A 17,215-nucleotide genomic window follows, 5' to 3' on the forward strand; every position below is an offset into this window, starting at 1 on the left:
TCGGTTCGATCCAGGCCCTGTTCGACGACTGCGCCATGGCGGCGGCCGACAAGCTGATCGCCGACTTCGGCGGGCCGGCGTGGGACGAGGAGTCGTACCGCAAGCTGTACGACAAGGTCCGCGCGGAGATCGTCGACACGACCGTCCGTACGGTGGGCCAGGTGCAGCAGGTGCTGGCCGCATGGGCGGCCTGTGAGCGCCGCCTGAAGGCCGTGCGCAGCCCGGCGCTGCTGGCGAACCTCCAGGACGTGCGGACACAGCTGGACGGCCTGGTGAAGCCCGGCTTCGTGACGGCGGCCGGCGTCGGGCGGCTGCCCGACCTGATGCGCTATCTGGTCGCCGCCGACCGGCGCCTCCAGCAGATGCCGGCCAACGTCCAGCGGGACACGACCCGCATGGAGAAGGTCCACGAGATGCAGGACGAGTACGCGTGGCTGCTGGAGCAGATGCCCCGGGGGCGGCCGGTCCCGCGGCCGGTCCTGGACGTCCGCTGGATGATCGAGGAGCTGCGGGTCAGCTACTTCGCCCACGCGCTGGGGACGGCGTACCCGATCTCCGACAAGCGGATCGTGAAGGCGATCGACGCTCTGGCGCCGTAGCGGCGAAGCCGTGACGAGGACCGCACGGAGGGTGAGTTCGACCCTGGGCCCACCCTCCTGTAGAGTCTCTTCTCGCAGCGCAACGCAAGAAAGTGCCGCAAAACCTGGTCCTGTGGAGCAGTTTGGAGTGCTCGCCACCCTGTCAAGGTGGAGGCCGCGGGTTCAAATCCCGTCAGGACCGCAGTGAAGAGGGCCCGCACCGATCGGTGCGGGCCTTCTGCGTGCTGTCTGCGTGCCCTCCACGGGTGCCTTGCGCCGGATACGCCCCCGAAGCCCTCAGCGCCCCTCTCGCGGCCTTGACGGCGTCGTCTTCGCTCGGTACTCCAAAGACAGGGCACGTTCTCCGTGTGGTCCCTGGAGGTGGCGTATGGCGGCATCGGTCAGGCACGAGACGCGGGCACTGCTCCGCGCGCATCTGTCGGCCGCCTCGTCGTACCGCCATCTGACGCGCCACTGTCCGATCTGCCACCGGCTGCTGCGCCTCGCGTGGGACTCCGCCCCGCCGCCAGCCCCGGCGCCCCCTCCGACGGCCACGTGACCGTCCGTCGGCCCCCAACACCCGTGCCCCCATGGGCTGCTGGAACCACCCGCTCCTCTAGCGCACATATGCCAGAGCCAACAAGCGGCAGCACGTGTGACGGGTGTCACCGCATGAGTTTTTGAAACGGTGGCACTTACGCCTCTCCTACAACTGGTCGATTTAATATGTGCAATTGCACTCTCCCGGAGGGTGCCCCCACACCTTCCCTCACACCTTCCCCCAGGCCCGCCCACAGCGGATCCGACAGCCTCCCCCAGACTCCGACAAGCCCGCTCTCGGCGGCCCACCGGCGGGCACAAAAAAATCGCGCTGGACCCGGCGGAGTCCAGCGCGATCCACGACGTACCCGGCCGGTCGTCCGACATGTGCGAACGGCTTGGGTGTGAGGCCTGTTGGGGCAGGACCCGCGTCGGTTGGAGCTGTGGTGAACGAGCGCTTCGGCAGGTTGGGGGGCCTGCCGTTATGCCCGGTTATGCGGTTGTTCAGGCCTCGCTGCGCTGCTGCGGAATGCCCGCGAGCAGAGCGCGGACCTCGGCCTCGCGGTAGCGGCGATGCCCGCCGAGCGTGCGGATCGACGTGAGCTTGCCGGCCTTCGCCCAGCGCGTGACCGTCTTCGGGTCGACGCGGAACATGGTGGCGACCTCAGCCGGGGTCAGCAGCGGCTCGGCATCAGGGGTGCGAGCGGTCATGAGCGGCCTCCTCGGGAGAACCGAACCTTCTCGGTTCTTTCCTCTAAATTCTGCACCTTGACCCGCGTTGCCCGAAATGGCGGACGCGAGTCGAGTCGGTTATAGGACGAACGGCTTGTCCTCGGCACTACAACTACACCATCTGTCCAGCCGCGTCGGCCAAACCGATGGAATTGCCCTCCCAGGTGTTCATCAGCGACGGATGCCGATGGACCATGCCATAGCGGACAGTCACGCCACTGTGACGATCAGTCACAGGGCGATCAGGAGTCACCAGACCCCCCAAAGCGTGCAATGCTGAGATTCCGCCCACAGTGCACCACAGCAGGACGGATGGAGCCCTCCCCGGACTCCTTGTCCTATTTTGGCATGAGGAGGGGGAAGCGGCGCAAGAGTGGCGTACGTGCGGTCCGTCACGCTTGACACAAACGCCCGGATCGGGACTTCCGTCCCCCGGTGACGAAGTGTCAGGTCACACCGAACAGGTGTCGGAGCGAGAGACGAAACCCCAAATCGGGCGGTACGTCAAACGTCAGTTCGCCGACCGGCGGTCCCGCACCGACCGCCAACGCTCCACCAGCCGCCCGTACGCGGCGCCCGCCGCCGTCCCGTCGCCCCGGCGCAGCGCCTCGATGCCCTCGGCCACGTCCGCCGCCGAGTGGTCGTCCTCCAGCTCGCCGGCCGGCAGGGCGTGCACCAGTCCGCCGTAGTCCAGCTCCACCAGGGACCGCGGGTGGAACTCCTCCAGCCAGCGCCCCACGTCCATCAGGCCGTCGATCAGCGGCCCCTCGTCCACGGCCTCCTTCAGCGCCCGCAGGCCCCGGGCCACCCGCCGGCGGGCCTGCACCATCGGCGTCCGGTAGCGCAGCACCGGCGCCGCGGTCCCGGGGGCGCCGCCGCCCTTGTCGTACTCCCGCTCCTCGTCGGAGACCAGCACGAACCAGTTGATCGGCACCTGCCAGGTGGCCGTGCGGATCCAGGGGCGGGCGTCGGGGTGGCCCTCCAGCCAGCGCTCGTAGTCCTGGGCGGTCTGGCGGCGTACGACCGGGGGGATCAGGGCGTCCAGGACGGGCTCGGGGAAGTCCTCGGCCAGCTCGCCGAGGGCCTGCCAGCCGCGCAGCCGGGTCCGCCACGGGCACACGCGGACCACCCCGTCGGCCTCGGTCACGAAGGCGTCGCCGCTCTCGTGCACCGGTACCGGCACGGGCGGGGTGGGCAGCAGGTCGGCCAGGGAACGGCGCAGCTCGTCCTGGTAGGAGGGCAGGTCGGTGCGGCGGGCGTAGCGGGTCCAGTGACCGCGCTCCGGCTCGGGGAAGGCGGCCAGCGGCTCGTACACACGCAGGTAGGCCGCGTAGGGGACGATCACCGAGGACACCTTGGGCACGCCTGCTCCCTCCCCCGCGCACCGTCCCGAAAACCTGCGGGAGCCGCTCACAAACGCGCGGGAATCTCTGCAAATCGTCGCACGCCTGTACTCCGTGCGGAGGTGATCCTGGGCACTGTGCGGCGGGCGGGCACCACCAGGCTCTAATCTCGTGCCACAGTCCCCGCCACCCGCACGGGGACCCCTTCTCCACCCGCCGCACCTACACAGGAGTCACCACCGTGACCGACGTAACCGGCGCACCTGCTGATGTACTGCACACCCTGTTCCACTCGGATCAGGGGGGTCATGAGCAAGTCGTGCTCTGCCAGGACCGTGCCAGCGGTCTCAAGGCCGTCATCGCCCTCCACTCCACCGCCCTGGGCCCCGCGCTCGGCGGTACGCGCTTCTACCCGTACGCGAACGAGGCGGAGGCCGTCACCGACGCGCTGAACCTCGCGCGCGGGATGTCGTACAAGAACGCCATGGCCGGTCTCGACCACGGCGGCGGCAAGGCCGTGATCATCGGCGACCCGGAGCAGATCAAGAGCGAGGAACTGCTCCTCGCCTACGGCCGGTTCGTCGCCTCGCTCGGCGGCCGCTACGTCACCGCCTGCGACGTCGGCACCTACGTGGCCGACATGGACGTCGTGGCGCGCGAGTGCCGGTGGACGACCGGACGCTCCCCGGAGAACGGCGGCGCGGGCGACTCGTCCGTGCTCACCTCCTACGGCGTCTACCAGGGCATGCGGGCCGCCGCCCAGCACCTGTGGGGCGACCCGACGCTGCGCGACCGCACGGTCGGCATCGCCGGCGTCGGCAAGGTCGGCCACCACCTGGTCGAGCACCTGCTCGCCGAGGGCGCGCACGTGGTCGTCACGGACGTGCGCAAGGACGTCGTGCGGGCCCTCACCGAGCGGCACCCGTCGGTGATCGCCGTCGCCGACACGGACGCGCTGATCCGGGTGGAGAACCTGGACATCTACGCCCCCTGCGCGCTCGGCGGCGCGCTGAACGACGAGACCGTGCCGGTGCTGACCGCGAAGGTGGTGTGCGGCGCGGCCAACAACCAGCTCGCGCACCCGGGCGTCGAGAAGGACCTCGCCGACCGCGGGATCCTCTACGCGCCGGACTACGTGGTGAACGCCGGCGGGGTCATCCAGGTCGCCGACGAGCTGCACGGCTTCGACTTCGAGCGGTGCAAGGCGAAGGCGGCGAAGATCTACGACACCACGCTTGCGATCTTCGCACGTGCGAAGGAAGACGGTATTCCGCCGGCCGCCGCGGCCGACCGGATCGCCGAGCAGCGGATGTCGGAGGCACGCGCGCGGCGCTGATCCGGAGACGGTGCGTCACGCGTTCCGGAGGGCACTCCGCGGGTGCTTCGAGGGCACTTTGAGAGCCGTCTTCGAAGGTTTGAGCGGTACCCGCCGGCGGGCAGTTGGAGAGAACTCTCACTTCTCCCGGCGGGTCGACCGTCGAAAGGTGGTTAAAATCGCCTTTGACCAGCGAGGACGGGGCGCCTCGCAGGTCCTGGGCGTAGCCACGTCCTACGGGCGACGTACCGTATGGGCGTGGGCTCAGGTACCGTGGAAGCCCTACGGACCGGTCTCTCCATGGAGAGCCCGTTCCGGACCATGAACGCGTGTCAAGACTCTGGGGCCGTCGAGCCCCGTCGTTGAGGGGGTCGAGCCATGGGGCGCGGCCGGGCCAAGGCCAAGCAGACGAAGGTCGCCCGCCAGCTGAAGTACAACAGCGGTGGGACTGATCTCTCCCGCCTGGCCGAGGAGCTGGGCGCATCGACGTCGAGTCCGCAACCGCCTAACGGCGAGCGGTTCGAAGACGATGAGCAGGACGACGAGCTGTACGCAAAGTACGCCGACCTCTACGAGGACGACGAGGACGAGGACGGCCAGTCCCCGCAGCATCGTCGCGGCGCTTGACCCTGCACTGAACACTCACCCGGTCGGTGACTTCCGTCACCGACCGGGTTCTGTGCTACCCGCATCGCTGTGCCGGTCCCCCGGCTCAGCGGGCGTAGTCGCCGGTCATCGTGGCGCCCGTCGCGTGGTCGCCGCGCTCGGTGATCTCGCCGGCGACCCAGGCGTCGACGCCGCGGTCGGCGAGGGTCGTCAGCGCCACGTCGGCGGATTCCTGGGGCACGACGGCGATCATGCCGACGCCCATGTTCAGGGTCTTCTCCAGCTCCAGGCGCTCGACCTTGCCGGTCCGTCCGACGAGGTCGAAGACCGCGCCCGGGGTCCAGGTGGAGCGGTCGACGCTCGCGTGCAGGCCGTCGGGGATCACGCGCGCCAGGTTGGCCGCGAGGCCGCCGCCGGTGACGTGGCTGAAGGCGTGCACGTCGGTGGTGCGCATCAGGGCCAGGCAGTCCAGCGAGTAGATCTTCGTCGGCTCCAGGAGCTCCTCGCCGAGGGTGCGGCCGAGGTCGTCCACGTGCGTGTTCAGGGCCATTCCGGCCTCGTTCAGCAGGACGTGGCGGACGAGTGAGTACCCGTTCGAGTGAAGGCCGGAGGCGGCCATCGCGACGACCGCGTCCCCCTCGCGGATGCGGTCCGGACCGAGCAGCCGGTCGGCCTCCACGACGCCCGTACCGGCGCCGGCGACGTCGAAGTCGTCCTCGCCGAGCAGGCCGGGGTGCTCGGCCGTCTCGCCGCCCACCAGGGCGCAGCCGGCCAGGACACAGCCCTCGGCGATGCCCTTGACGATGGCGGCGACGCGCTCGGGGTGGACCTTGCCGACGCAGATGTAGTCGGTCATGAACAGCGGCTCGGCGCCGCACACCACGATGTCGTCCATGACCATGGCGACCAGGTCGTGGCCGATGGTGTCGTACACGCCGAGCTGCCGGGCGATGTCGACCTTGGTGCCGACACCGTCCGTGGCCGAGGCCAGCAGGGGACGGTCGTAGTTCTTGAGGGCGGAGGCGTCGAAGAGGCCCGCGAAGCCGCCGAGGCCGCCGAGGACCTCGGGGCGCCGCGTCTTCTTGACCCATTCCTTCATGAGCTCGACGGCGCGGTCGCCCGCCTCGATGTCGACGCCCGCGGCTGCGTAGCTGGCACCAGTTGTGTCAGGCATGACGATGAGAACCTTTGTGTCGTACGGCAGGTCTTGCGGACGGACGGCTACGGGCGACGGATGGCGTCGGCGGCGGCCGTACCGGCGGGCCCGGCGGCCAGCTCGGTCTCCAGGAGCTGCTTGCCGAGCAGCTCGGGGTCGGGGAGCTCCATCGGGTACTCGCCGTCGAAGCAGGCGCGGCAGAGGTTCGGCTTGGCGATGGTGGTCGCCTCGATCATGCCGTCGATGGAGATGTACGCCAGGGAGTCGGCGCCCAGGGCATCGGCCTGTGCCGCACCGAGCACATGTTCCTCGGCGACCGGCGCGGGCTGGTCGAGCGGCTGATCCTGGCCGACACGGAGGCCGAGCGCGAGGAGTCCCTGAAGGAGCTGCTGCCGCTCCAGAAGCAGGACTTCGTCCAGCTCTTCGAGTCGATGGACGGCCTCCCGGTCACCGTCCGCCTGCTCGACCCGCCGCTGCACGAGTTCCTGCCCGACATCACCGAGCTGTCGGTCCGTGTCGCCCTCGCCGAGTCCCGGCAGGAGCCGCACGAGAACGAGCTGCGCCTGCTCCAGGCCGTGCACCGGCTGCACGAGCAGAACCCGATGCTGGGTCTGCGCGGCGTCCGCCTCGGCCTGGTCATCCCCGGCCTGTTCACCATGCAGGTCCGGGCGATCGCCGAGGCCGCGGCCGAGCGCAAGGCGGCCAAGGGCGACCCGCGCGCCGAGATCATGATCCCGCTCGTGGGCACCGTCCAGGAGCTGGAGCTCGTCCGCGACGAGGCCGACCAGGTCATCGCCGAGGTCGAGGCGGCCACCGGCGCGAAGCTCAAGCTGTCGATCGGCACGATGATCGAGCTGCCGCGCGCCGCGCTGACCGCGGGTCAGATCGCGGAGGCCGCGGAGTTCTTCTCCTTCGGCACCAACGACCTGACCCAGACCGTGTGGGGCTTCTCCCGCGACGACGTGGAGGCCAGCTTCTTCACGGCGTACCTGGAGAAGGGCATCTTCGGCGTCTCCCCGTTCGAGACGATCGACAAGGACGGCGTGGGCTCGCTCGTCGCCGCCGCCGCGAAGGCCGGCCGCGAGACGCGTCCCGACCTGAAGCTCGGCGTCTGCGGTGAGCACGGCGGCGACCCGGAGTCGGTCCACTTCTTCCACGAGGTGGGGCTGGACTACGTCTCCTGCTCCCCGTTCCGCATCCCGGTCGCCCGCCTGGAGGCCGGCCGGGCGGCCGTCACCTCGCAGGGCAGCGACCACCGCTGACCCCGCGCGGGGCACGCAAGGCCCCGGGGCCGCCGTCTGTCACCCGACCACCCTCACCGATCGGCGGCGGCTCCGGATCACGAAAAAGGGCGGCACCCTTGTGCGGGGGTGCCGCCCTTCGGGTTTGTCCGCTTCCGCCGTCTCTTGTGCGAAGGCTGTGTCAGGGATGTGACTCTTCTTTCAAAGTCGGACCACAACCATCGGGTTCACCCGTTGGTCATCTGCACGATGGTCCTACACCCCTGACAGTAGGAAAACGACGCCGGAAATGGTGGACGGATGTCCCAGACGGAGCAGGCAAGGCCGGCCGACGAGGCCCCCGAGCGCGACAGCGGTGGGGTGATGGCGCCGGAAGTGCCGCCCGCCGCCGGTGCGCAGGTGGACGTCCCGGCCGGGCCGGTCGTCCGCGGCAACCGGCTCGCCGCGCTGGACGGGCTGCGGTTCCTGGCGGCCCTCGCGGTGGTGCTCTTCCACTTCATCGGCCAGACCCACTGGGGAATGATCGCCGTCTGGGGCCGCCCGTACCAGGAGACCTTCCCCGACGCGCACCGCTACTTCGCCTTCGGGCGGCTCGGTGTCGACCTGTTCTTCCTCATCAGCGGCTTCGTCATCTGCATGAGCGCCTGGGGCCGCACCCCGCGCGACTTCTTCATCTCCCGCGTCACCCGCCTGTACCCCATGTACTGGGTGGCGATCGCGGTGTCGGCGGCCGTCATCTACCTCGTCGACACCCCCTTCGGTCACCCCAACCCGCGAGTGCTCTTCGCCAACCTGACGATGCTTCAGACGCCGCTCGGGGTGGACAACCTCGACTCGGTCTACTGGACGCTCTGGCCGGAGCTCTGCTTCTACCTCACCTTCGTGGTCGTGGTGTGGAAGGGGCTCACCTACCAGCGCGTGGTCATCTTCTGCGGGCTGTGGACGGTCGCCGCGGTGCTGGCGCCCAGCGCCCACATCCCGCTGCTCACCCTGCTGGTGAACCCGACGTCCGCGCCGTTCTTCATCGCGGGCATGGCCTTCTACCTCATGTACCGCTACCGGCCGACGCCGCTGCTCTGGGGCATCGTCGCCATGTCGTGGCTGCTGGCGCTGCACTTCATGATGGCGCCGCGCGGAGGCCGCAACAACTGGGAGACCTGGGCGCCGTGGCGCGGCTGGCTGGTCCTGGTGATCACGGTGTTCTTCCTGCTGATCGCGGTGATCGCGCTCGGCTGGACCAGCCGGATCCGCTGGCGGTGGCTGACGGTCGCGGGGACGCTGACCTTCCCGCTCTACCTGCTGCACGACGTCATCGGCATGACCGTCACCCACCACTTCGGCGACCGGGTCGACCCCTGGCTGCTCGTCGGGGTCACCGTGACGGGTCTGATCCTGCTGTCGTACGTCGCGCAGCGGTTCGTGGAACGCCCGATCGCGCTGGCCATGCGGCGGCTGCTGAGCAGCGCGGAGTTCAGTCTCCAGCCGCCGAAACCGCGCCGCTGAGCGGGCGGGGCGCGTCAGCGGGCGCCGGCGTCCTTGCGCCGGCGCACCGCCAGCAGCAGACCGCCGCCGGCGAGCACGACGGCCCCGCCGGCCGCCGCGATGTACGGGGTGCTGTCCTCGCCGCCGGTCTCGGCGAGGTCGGTGCCCTGCTTCCCGGCGGCCTGGTCGTTTCCGGTCTGGTCGCCTTCCTTGCCGGTGCCGGACGACTCCTCCCCGGCGCCCGTGTCCTTGTCGCCGGCGGGGACGAAGCCCGCGGGCGGGTTGTCGCAGCCGATGCCGTCCTTGTCCCGGTCCAGGTGCGCGCCGTAGTGCGGGTCGCCCTCCTTGATGTTGGCGTACCCGGCGTCGTACGCCTCGGTGCAGTTCTTGAAGGGGTGGGTGCCGTCGTGCGCCTCGGCGACGGCCGGCAGGGCGGCCAGGGCCAGTACGGCGACGGTCACGGCGGCCGGCTTGCGGAGCAGGTTCATCGAGAGTCCCGGGAATGGTGTGGAGCGGCTGTGTCGGAGGTGACGAAGCTAGTGAGGTGACCGGAGTGTGGCGGCGATATGGAGGAGCCGTGACGGGAACGTGACGTGACTGGACGGTAACTCTCCGCTCCCGGCCTCCCGGCGCGTACGGTGAGGTGAGGTCCGGGAGATCGGGAAGGAGCCGTGGATGGCCGGCTGGAGCGTGCGCGACATCCCCGATCAGGGCGGGCGGACCGCCGTCGTCACCGGGGCCAACAGCGGACTCGGCTACGTGGTCGCCCGGGAGCTGGCGCGCAAGGGGGCGCGGGTCGTGCTTGCGTGCCGCGACGAGGCGCGGGGCGGGGCGGCCCTGGACCGGCTGGCCGGCGAAGTGCCGGACGCCGACGTGGAACTGGCGCGGCTCGACCTGGGCGACCTGGGCTCCGTGCGGAAGTTCGCGAGCGCGCTGCCGTACGAGCGGGTCGACCTGCTCATCAACAACGCCGGGGTGATGGCCCTGCCCTACGGCACCACGGCGGACGGCTTCGAGACGCACTTCGGCGTCAACCACCTGGGCCACTTCGCCCTGACCGGGCTGCTGCTGCCGGCGCTGCTCGCCGCGCCCGGCGCCCGGATCGTCACCGTCTCCAGCCTGGCGCACGCGCTGGCCGACATCGACCCGCGCGACCTCAACAACGTGCGGCGCTACGGGCGGTGGACCGCCTACGCCCGATCGAAGTCCGCCAACCTGCTCTTCACGCACGAGCTCGCGCGCCGGCTGGCGGCCCGGGACGGCGGCCCGGACGTCACGGCGGCCGCCGCGCACCCGGGGTACGCGGAGACCAACCTCCAGACCGCCGGGCCGCGCGCCGAGGGGCGGCGGCTCGCCGAGCACCTGATGCAGCTCAGCAACCGGGTCGTCGCCCAGCCCGCGGAGGCGGGCGCGCTGCCCGTCCTGTACGCGGCCACCGCGCCCGCCGTGGCCCCGGACTCCTTCACCGGCCCGTCCTTCGTGATGTGGCGCGGGGCGCCCGCGCCGTCCTGGCGGGCGCCCCGGACGCGGGACGACGCGATGGGGGAGCGGCTGTGGGCCGCCTCCGAGCGGCTGACGGGTGTCACGTACGACGCCCTGAAGGGGTAGCCGCCCGCGCGTCAGGCGGTCTGGCCGCCGTCCACGACCAGGTCGGTGCCCACCACCGACGCCGCGTCGTCCGACGCCAGGTACAGCACCGCCGCGGTGACCTCCTCCACCGACGAGACCCGGCCGAGCGGCGTCTCGCCCCGCATGCGCTCGGCCCGGCCCGCCTCCGTCTCGCCGGGCCGCAGGGACATGCTGGTCGCCGTGGCGCCCGGGCTGACGGCGTTGATGCGGACGCCGTCGGCGATGTGGTCCAGGGCGGCGCCCCGCGTGAGCACCGAGACCGCCGCCTTGGTGGCGGCGTAGGCGGTGGCGCCCGGGCTGCGCTTGTGCAGGCCGAAGGTCGAGGCGATGTTCACGATCGCCCCGCCGGCCGGCTGGGTGCGCATCTGGCGGACCTCGGCCCGCAGGGCGTGGAAGACGCCGGTGACGTTGATGTCGAGCTGCGTGTGCCAGTCCTCCTCGGGCAGGTCGGCCACGGGGGTCCCGCCGCGGAAGACGCCCGCGTTGTTGACGGCCACGTCGAGCGAGCCGAAGCACTCGACGGCCGCCTCCACGACGGCCACCACGTCGGCGGCCCGGGACACGTCGGCGGTGACGGCTAGCGCCTTGCCGCCCGCCTCCTCGATCAGGGTCACCGTCTCGTCGAGCGGCTCCCGTCCGCGCCCGGCGACCACGACGTGCGCGCCCTCGCGGGCGAAGGCGAGGGCGACGGCCCGTCCGATGCCGGAGCCGGCGCCGGTGACGAGGGCGGTCCTGCCGGTGAAGCGCTGGGTGGTCATGAAACTCCCCTTTTTCTTGACCGATCGGTTCATTATGAGGGCCGGAGAAACACCCCTCCGCGAAGAGGGGTGTCTCAGTCGAGCAGAGCCAGTGCCTGTTCCGCCGCGTCCCGCACCCGCGCCGGGTCCGCCGACGCCTTGCCGACCACCCGCAGCCCCTGGAGCAGCACGAGCAGCATGCGGGCCAGGGTCAGCGGGTCGCGGCCGGCGGGCAGTTCGCCCTGGGCGCGGGCCCGGACCAGCGACGCGTGCAGCACCGTTTCGAGCTGGTCCCAGTTGCGCTCGACCCGGCGTGCGGCGACCGGATCGTGCGGGGCCAGCTCGGCGGCCGTGTTGGTGACGAAGCAGCCGCGTCCCCGCAGCTCCTCGGCGGTCGCCTCGGCGGCGTAGCGCCGCACCAGGGACCGTACGCCCGGCAGGGCGGGGCCCGGCCGGGCCAGGTCCGTCAGCAGGTCCGGGAGCAGTCCCTGTTCGTAGCGCTCCAGTGCCTTCAGATACAGCTCGCGCTTGTTGCCGAAGGTCGCGTAGAGGCTGGCGCGTCCGACGCCGAGGTGCTCCACGAGGTCGGACATCGACGTCGCCTCGTAGCCGCGCCGCCAGAACAGCTCCAGGGCTGCCCACAACGCGGCGTCCGGATCGAACTCCTTGGTCCTGGCCACGTGATGGAGCCTAGGCCGTACTGGAACAATCGGTCAAGAAATCGGCTCAGGCGGCCTTCACCTCGTACGTCGCCACCCGTACCGTCTCGTCGTCCAGGCACTGCCCGGTCGTGAGGTCGAAGCGCTGCTTGAGCAGCGGCGAGGCGACGAAGGGGCGGCCCCGGTGGCTGCCGGTCAGGCCGCGGGAGAGGACGGCCGCGCCGGTGAACGGGTCGCGGTTGTCGATGGCGTACAGCTCGCCGCCGCGGTCGCGGAAGAGGGCCACCTGCCCGCCGTCCGGCAGCAGGGCGGCCACGCCGCGGCCGGGGAGCAGGGCGCCGAGGTCGCAGGCCGCGAACCAGTCGTCCGTCAGCCTCAGCCGGACCTTCGGGCCGGTCGTCCCGGGTGCGGGGGTCTGGGGTGCGGGGGTCTGGGGTGCCGGGGTCTCGGGTGCCAGGGTCATCGCCGGGTGCTTCCTTCCAGGACGTCGTCTTCCGAGGGGCGCCGCACGCCGATGCTCAGCAGCGGCAGGTCGGGCTTCATCTGGTCGCGCTCGGGCACGAAGCCGACGACCGGGTCGGGGGCGTCGGGCGCGTTCACGAAGGACACGAACCGGGCCAGCTTCTCGGGGTCGTTGATGGTCTCGGCCCACTCGTCGCGGTAGTGGGACACGTGCGCCCGCATCAGGGACTCCAGCTCGTCGCAGATGCCGAGGGAGTCGTGGACGACCACGTCCCGGACGTGGTCCAGGCCGCCGGGGATCCGCTCCAGCCAGGTGGAGGTGCGCTCCAGCTTGTCGGCGGTGCGGATGTAGAACATCAGGAACCGGTCGATGAGGCGGACCAGTTCGGCGTCGGAGAGGTCCTGCGCGAGGAGGTCCGCGTGGCGCGGGGTGGCGCCGCCGTTGCCGCCGACGTAGAGGTTCCAGCCGTTGGAGGTGGCGATGACGCCGAAGTCCTTCGACTGGGCCTCGGCGCACTCGCGGGCGCATCCGGAGACCGCCGACTTGAGCTTGTGCGGGGACCTGAGCCCCCGGTAGCGCAGCTCCAGGTCGATCGCCATGCGCACGGAGTCCTGGACGCCGTACCGGCACCAGGTCTGCCCCACGCAGGACTTCACCGTGCGCAGCGACTTGCCGTACGCGTGCCCGGACTCGAACCCGGCGTCGACCAACCGCGCCCAGATGACCGGCAGTTGCTCGACGCGGGCGCCGAACATGTCGATGCGCTGGCCGCCGGTGATCTTCGTGTAGAGCCCGAAGTCGCGGGCGATCTCGCCGATGACGATGAGCTTCTCCGGCGCGATCTCACCGCCGGGGATGCGCGGGACGACGGAGTAGGAGCCGTTGCGCTGGAGGTTGGCGAGGAAGTGGTCGTTGGTGTCCTGGAGGGCCGCCTGCTCGCCCTCCAGGACGTAGCCGCTCGCGCCGATCACGGCGGCCAGCGAGGCGATGACCGAGCCGACCGCCGGCTTGCAGACCTCGCAGCCCTCACCGCCCCGGGCCTCCTCGCGGCCGTACCGGTCGAGCAGCTCCCGGTAGGAGGTGATCCGCAGGGCGAGGACGATCTCGTACAGCTCCTCGCGGGTCTGCGCGAAGCAGCCGCACAGGCCCTTGTCGACCTCGACGCCGCTCGCCTCCAGCTCGGCGGTGACGAGCTGGCCGAGCACCTTGACGCAGGAGCCGCAGCCGGTGCCGGCCTTGGTGCACTTCTTCACCTCGGGCACGGTCGTGCAGGAGTGCTCGGTCACCGCGCCGCGGATGGTGCCCTTGGTGACGTTGTGGCAGGAGCAGATCACCGCGTCGTCGGGCAGCGCGGCCGGGCCGAGCTGGGCCGGGGCGCCTGCGCCGGCGGGCAGCACCAGGGACTCGGGGGAGACCGGCGGGACCGAGCCGGTGAAGGCGCGCAGGGTGCCGTAGGCCTCCGCGTCGCCGACCAGGATGCCGCCGAGCAGCGTGCCGTCGCGGCCGACGACCAGCTTCTTGTAGAGGCCGGCGCGGGAGTCGGAGTAGACGACGTCGAGGCAGTCCTCGGTGGTGCCGTGGGCGTCGCCGAAGGAGGCCACGTCCACGCCGAGCAGCTTGAGCTTGGTGGACAGGTCGGCGCCGGTGAAGGACGCCTCGTCGGCGGCGATGGTCGCGGCGGCCGTCTCCGCCTGCTCGTAGCCCGGCGCCACCAGCCCGTACACCCGGCCGTCGGCGGCGAGCGCGCACTCGCCGATCGCGAACACCCGCTCGTCGGTGACGCTGCGGCACCGCTCGTCCACGCTGACGCCGCCGCGCTCGCCGACCGCCAGTCCGCAGTCGCGGGCGAGCTGGTCGCGGGGGCGGACACCGGCGCTGAACACGACCAGGTCGGTGGCGAGTTCGGAGCCGTCGGACAGCTTCATGCCGGTGACCGCGCCGTCCGCGCCGACCACGACCTCCTGCGTGCCGACGCCCGTGTGGACGGACAGGCCCATCCCCTCGATGGTGCGCAGCAGCGCGGCGCCGCCGCCCTCGTCCACCTGGACCGGCATCAGGCGGGGCGCGAACTCCACGATGTGCGAGGTGAGTCCGAGGCCCTTGAGCGCACCCGCCGCCTCAAGTCCGAGCAGCCCGCCGCCCACCACGGCACCGGTCGTCGCGTTCTTCGCGTACGCCTCGATGGCGAGGAGGTCCTCGATGGTCCGGTAGACGAAGCAGCCCTCGGCGTCCTTGCCGGGGACCGGCGGGACGAAGGGGTAGGAGCCGGTGGCCAGGACCAGGACGTCGTAGTCGACGGCGAGGCCGGAGCGGGCGGTCACCCGGCGGGCCTCGCGGTCGATCGTCTCGGCCGGGTCGCCGAGGTGCAGCTCGATGCCGTGCTCCTCGATGAAGGCCATGTCGGTCATCGACAGGTCCTCGGGGGACGTGCCCGCGAAGTACGAGGTGAGCTGGACGCGGTCGTAGGCGGGGCGCGGCTCCTCGCACAGCACGACCACGCGGTGCGTGGCGGTCAGCCCGCGCTCGGCGAGCGCCTCCAGGAAGCGCTGGCCGACCATGCCGTGGCCGACGAGCACGAGGGTGGGGGTGGGCCCCGGGGTGGCGTTCATCAGGAGCCTCCGTCGTTGGTGAGCAGGTGGAGCAGGGGGCCGCCGTCGGAGGGGAGCGGCTCTGCTCCCTCCCAGGCGCGCGCCAGCGCGCCGACGGTGCCGAGTTCGCCGACCAGGACCCCGCCGACCAGCCGGTCGTCGCGGACGACGACCTTGCGGTACGTGCCCCGGGTGGCGTCGGCGAGCTGCACGACGTCGTCGCCGGGGCGGGGGTCGGTCTCGCCGAACGCGGCGAGGTCGAAGGGGCTGTCCGGCCCGGTGAGGGTGAGCCGGGTCAGGGAGCGGGTGCCGGTGTAGCGGGCGACGGTGCCGTCCCCGGCGAGCAGCCCGGCCAGCGCGCCGGCCTGTTCCAGGGCGGGCGCGGCCAGCCCGTACACGCGTCCGGCGTGCTCGGCGCAGTCGCCGATCGCGTGGATGTGCGGGTCGCCGGTGCGCAGCTCGTCGTCGACCAGGACGCCGGTGCGGACCGCCAGGCCCGCGTCCCGCGCCAGGCCCACCCGCGGGCGGACCCCGCAGGCGAGGACGACGACGTCGGCGCCGAGCGCGTACCCGTCGGCCATCTCCACCGAGCGCACCGCCCCGCCGACGCTCCGCACGTCCCGCACCCGGCACTCGGTGTGCACCTCGACCCCGAGGTCCTCCAGGTGGCGCCGGACGAGCGCGGAGGCGGCCGGGTCGAGCTGGCGTTCCATCAGCCGCTCGGCCTGCTGGGCGAGGACGACCTGCGCGCCGCGCACGGCCAGGGCGCGGGCGGCGGAGACGCCGAGCAGCCCGCCGCCGACGACGACGGCCCGCACCCCCGGCCGTACCGCCTTGGACAGGCCCAGGCAGTCGTCCATCGTGCGGAACGCGTGCACGCCCTCGGGCAGCCGGCGGCCCGGGGTGAACAGGCCGCGCAGCGGCGGGAGCACGGCGTTGGAGCCGGTGGCCAGGACCAGGGTGCCGTAGGCGATCACCGAGCCGTCGGCGCAGCGCACCGTCCGCCCGGCCCGGTCGATGCCGGTGACCCGGGCGCGGATCAGCGCCGCGGGCGCCGGCAGGGCGGTCACCTCGGGGCCGAACCGCCCGGCCAGCACCTCCGCGAGCAGCACCCGGTTGTACGGGCGGTGCTCCTCGTCGCCGACCAGCAGCGCGGGCGTGCCGAGCTCACCGAGGCGCCGGGCGAGCGTCACACCCGCGAGCCCGGCGCCGATCACCACCACACGCGCGTTCGAGGTCATGCCGACGAGCCTGCGGCGCGGGTGTTACCCGACGGCATCCCGGCTGTTTCCCACGGGGAACGCTGCGCTCAGCGGGGGCGGGGGAGGGGTGTGAGGGGCCGGTCGTGAGGGTGCCTGGGCCCGCGCGGGTACCTCAGAAGTACCTCATCTCGATGGACGGCACATCCATCTCGTCCATAGGGTCGCGATCATGCCCGACATAGCGCTGACCACGGTCGTTCTCCTCTGCCTCGCCGCCTTCGCGGCCGGGTGGATCGACGCCGTGGTCGGTGGCGGCGGGCTCCTGCTGCTGCCGGCGCTGCTGCTCGGCCTGCCCGCCGGGACGCCGGCCGCGCACGCCCTGGGCACCAACAAGGCGGTTGCCATCGTCGGTACGACCGGCGCGGCGGTGACGTACGCCCGCAAGGCCCCGGTGGACGTCCGCCTGGCCGTGCGGATCGGCCTGGCGGCCCTCGCGGGGTCCTCCGGCGGGGCCTTCTTCGCCGCCGGGATGAGCACCGAGGTGCTCAAGCCGGTGATCATGGTGGTGCTGCTCGCCGTCGCGGCCTTCGTGATCCTGCGCCCCGCCTTCGGCACCGCCCCGGCCCCCGGCCCGGCCACCCGGCGCCGGATCCTCGCCGCGATCGGCCTCGCGGGCCTCGGCATCGGCTTCTACGACGGCCTGATCGGCCCCGGCACCGGCACCTTCCTGGTCCTGGCGCTCACCGCCCTGCTGCACCTGGACCTGGTGACGGCCTCCGCCACCGCCAAGATCGTCAACTGCTGCACCAACGCGGGCGCCCTCGCCACCTTCGCCTGGCAGGGCGCGGTGCTGTGGCAACTGGCCGCGGTGATGGCCGTCTTCAACCTGGCCGGCGGCACGTTCGGCGCGCACACGGCCCTGAAGAAGGGCAGCGGCTTCGTCA

16 protein-coding genes, 1 tRNA gene and 2 pseudogenes are annotated in these 17,215 nt (G+C 71.7%); 9 read left to right on the forward strand and 10 right to left on the reverse strand.

Features of this window, described 5'->3' with window-relative positions:
- From GTW67_RS27380 to GTW67_RS37905, 3 genes are all read left to right on the forward strand, one after another.
- On the forward strand, positions 1-599 hold a 599-nt coding region (locus GTW67_RS27380; RefSeq protein WP_161167456.1), incomplete at its 5' end, for a DUF3418 domain-containing protein.
- A gap of 106 nt (positions 600-705) precedes the next feature.
- Positions 706-780, forward strand: a tRNA-Asp gene (locus GTW67_RS27385).
- Positions 781-966: 186 nt separating this feature from the next.
- Entirely contained in the window at positions 967-1,137 is a 171-nt protein-coding gene (locus tag GTW67_RS37905) for a DUF6274 family protein (protein ID WP_237518908.1), read from the forward strand.
- 485 nt (positions 1,138-1,622) lie between these two features.
- On the opposite strand, the gene bldC is transcribed toward GTW67_RS37905, so the two are convergent.
- Positions 1,623-1,829: a developmental transcriptional regulator BldC gene (gene bldC / locus GTW67_RS27390; protein ID WP_003949541.1), complete on the reverse strand. Its 207-nt coding sequence runs from the start codon at positions 1,827-1,829 to the stop codon at positions 1,623-1,625.
- A 532-nt stretch (positions 1,830-2,361) separates the two neighbouring features.
- Positions 2,362-3,213 carry a DUF8083 family protein gene (locus tag GTW67_RS27395; protein WP_161165699.1) on the reverse strand — a complete coding sequence of 284 codons (852 nt, stop codon included), beginning with the start codon at positions 3,211-3,213 and terminating at the stop codon, positions 2,362-2,364.
- 221 nt (positions 3,214-3,434) lie between these two features.
- Between GTW67_RS27395 and GTW67_RS27400 the strand changes: the two genes are divergently transcribed.
- Both GTW67_RS27400 and GTW67_RS27405 read left to right on the forward strand, forming a co-directional pair.
- Positions 3,435-4,529 (forward strand): Glu/Leu/Phe/Val dehydrogenase dimerization domain-containing protein, encoded by a 1,095-nt coding sequence (locus tag GTW67_RS27400; RefSeq protein ID WP_161165700.1) that lies wholly within the window; start codon positions 3,435-3,437, stop codon positions 4,527-4,529.
- A 357-nt stretch (positions 4,530-4,886) separates the two neighbouring features.
- Entirely contained in the window at positions 4,887-5,135 is a 249-nt protein-coding gene (locus GTW67_RS27405) for a DUF3073 domain-containing protein (RefSeq protein ID WP_161165701.1), read from the forward strand.
- An 85-nt stretch (positions 5,136-5,220) separates the two neighbouring features.
- Here the strand turns inward: GTW67_RS27405 and purM are convergent, their stop codons facing one another.
- Together purM and GTW67_RS38630 are read right to left on the reverse strand one after the other, a co-directional pair.
- Positions 5,221-6,288, reverse strand: coding sequence for a phosphoribosylformylglycinamidine cyclo-ligase (gene purM / locus GTW67_RS27410; RefSeq protein ID WP_161165702.1), 1,068 nt, complete (start codon positions 6,286-6,288; stop codon positions 5,221-5,223).
- Between the two features lie 47 nt (positions 6,289-6,335).
- Positions 6,336-6,548 (reverse strand): annotated as a pseudogene (locus GTW67_RS38630) (amidophosphoribosyltransferase); the annotation flags it as partial.
- Here GTW67_RS38630 and GTW67_RS27420 point away from each other — a divergent pair.
- Together GTW67_RS27420 and GTW67_RS27425 are read left to right on the forward strand one after the other, a co-directional pair.
- Positions 6,534-7,532, forward strand: a pseudogene (locus GTW67_RS27420) (putative PEP-binding protein); the annotation flags it as partial. The pseudogenes GTW67_RS38630 and GTW67_RS27420 overlap by 15 nt on opposite strands.
- A gap of 279 nt (positions 7,533-7,811) precedes the next feature.
- Positions 7,812-9,014, forward strand: coding sequence for an acyltransferase family protein (locus tag GTW67_RS27425; RefSeq protein WP_161163142.1), 1,203 nt, complete (start codon positions 7,812-7,814; stop codon positions 9,012-9,014).
- Positions 9,015-9,028: 14 nt separating this feature from the next.
- Here the strand turns inward: GTW67_RS27425 and GTW67_RS27430 are convergent, their stop codons facing one another.
- The gene (locus GTW67_RS27430; RefSeq protein WP_161163141.1) at positions 9,029-9,481 is read right to left on the reverse strand and encodes an excalibur calcium-binding domain-containing protein; all 453 of its coding nucleotides are present in this window, start codon (positions 9,479-9,481) and stop codon (positions 9,029-9,031) included.
- Between the two features lie 187 nt (positions 9,482-9,668).
- On the opposite strand from GTW67_RS27430, the gene GTW67_RS27435 reads away from it, so the two are divergent.
- Positions 9,669-10,601, forward strand: coding sequence for an oxidoreductase (locus GTW67_RS27435; RefSeq protein ID WP_161163140.1), 933 nt, complete (start codon positions 9,669-9,671; stop codon positions 10,599-10,601).
- A gap of 11 nt (positions 10,602-10,612) precedes the next feature.
- Here GTW67_RS27435 and GTW67_RS27440 read toward each other — a convergent pair whose 3' ends face one another.
- From GTW67_RS27440 to GTW67_RS27460, 5 genes are all read right to left on the reverse strand, one after another.
- Entirely contained in the window at positions 10,613-11,380 is a 768-nt protein-coding gene (locus tag GTW67_RS27440) for an SDR family NAD(P)-dependent oxidoreductase (protein WP_161163139.1), read from the reverse strand.
- A gap of 74 nt (positions 11,381-11,454) precedes the next feature.
- On the reverse strand, positions 11,455-12,039 hold the full coding sequence (locus GTW67_RS27445) for a TetR family transcriptional regulator (RefSeq protein ID WP_161163138.1): 585 nt from the start codon (positions 12,037-12,039) through the stop codon (positions 11,455-11,457).
- A 46-nt stretch (positions 12,040-12,085) separates the two neighbouring features.
- Positions 12,086-12,481: a nitrite reductase small subunit NirD gene (gene nirD, locus GTW67_RS27450; RefSeq protein ID WP_161163137.1), complete on the reverse strand. Its 396-nt coding sequence runs from the start codon at positions 12,479-12,481 to the stop codon at positions 12,086-12,088.
- Positions 12,478-15,090 (reverse strand): nitrite reductase large subunit NirB, encoded by a 2,613-nt coding sequence (gene nirB, locus GTW67_RS27455; RefSeq protein WP_161167457.1) that lies wholly within the window; start codon positions 15,088-15,090, stop codon positions 12,478-12,480. Before nirB ends, nirD begins: the two co-directional genes overlap by 4 nt.
- Positions 15,090-16,310: an NAD(P)/FAD-dependent oxidoreductase gene (locus GTW67_RS27460; RefSeq protein ID WP_161167458.1), complete on the reverse strand. Its 1,221-nt coding sequence runs from the start codon at positions 16,308-16,310 to the stop codon at positions 15,090-15,092. Before GTW67_RS27460 ends, nirB begins: the two co-directional genes overlap by 1 nt.
- Before the next feature lie 190 nt (positions 16,311-16,500).
- On the opposite strand from GTW67_RS27460, the gene GTW67_RS27465 reads away from it, so the two are divergent.
- On the forward strand, positions 16,501-17,215 hold a 715-nt coding region (locus GTW67_RS27465), incomplete at its 3' end, for a sulfite exporter TauE/SafE family protein (protein WP_161167459.1).

The organism is Streptomyces sp. SID5910 (genome assembly GCF_009862125.1).
Classification (GTDB): domain Bacteria; phylum Actinomycetota; class Actinomycetes; order Streptomycetales; family Streptomycetaceae; genus Streptomyces.

Coding starts and splice junctions, on each gene's coding strand:
- GTW67_RS37905 (WP_237518908.1), top strand. CDS start 967: ATGGCGGCATCGGTCAGGCACGAGACGCGGGCACTGCTCCGCGCGCAT.
- bldC (WP_003949541.1), bottom strand. CDS start 1,829: ATGACCGCTCGCACCCCTGATGCCGAGCCGCTGCTGACCCCGGCTGAG.
- GTW67_RS27405 (WP_161165701.1), top strand. CDS start 4,887: ATGGGGCGCGGCCGGGCCAAGGCCAAGCAGACGAAGGTCGCCCGCCAG.
- purM (WP_161165702.1), bottom strand. CDS start 6,288: ATGCCTGACACAACTGGTGCCAGCTACGCAGCCGCGGGCGTCGACATC.
- GTW67_RS27425 (WP_161163142.1), top strand. CDS start 7,812: ATGTCCCAGACGGAGCAGGCAAGGCCGGCCGACGAGGCCCCCGAGCGC.
- GTW67_RS27430 (WP_161163141.1), bottom strand. CDS start 9,481: ATGAACCTGCTCCGCAAGCCGGCCGCCGTGACCGTCGCCGTACTGGCC.
- GTW67_RS27435 (WP_161163140.1), top strand. CDS start 9,669: ATGGCCGGCTGGAGCGTGCGCGACATCCCCGATCAGGGCGGGCGGACC.
- GTW67_RS27440 (WP_161163139.1), bottom strand. CDS start 11,380: ATGACCACCCAGCGCTTCACCGGCAGGACCGCCCTCGTCACCGGCGCC.
- nirD (WP_161163137.1), bottom strand. CDS start 12,481: ATGACCCTGGCACCCGAGACCCCGGCACCCCAGACCCCCGCACCCCAG.
- nirB (WP_161167457.1), bottom strand. CDS start 15,090: ATGAACGCCACCCCGGGGCCCACCCCCACCCTCGTGCTCGTCGGCCAC.
- GTW67_RS27460 (WP_161167458.1), bottom strand. CDS start 16,310: ATGACCTCGAACGCGCGTGTGGTGGTGATCGGCGCCGGGCTCGCGGGT.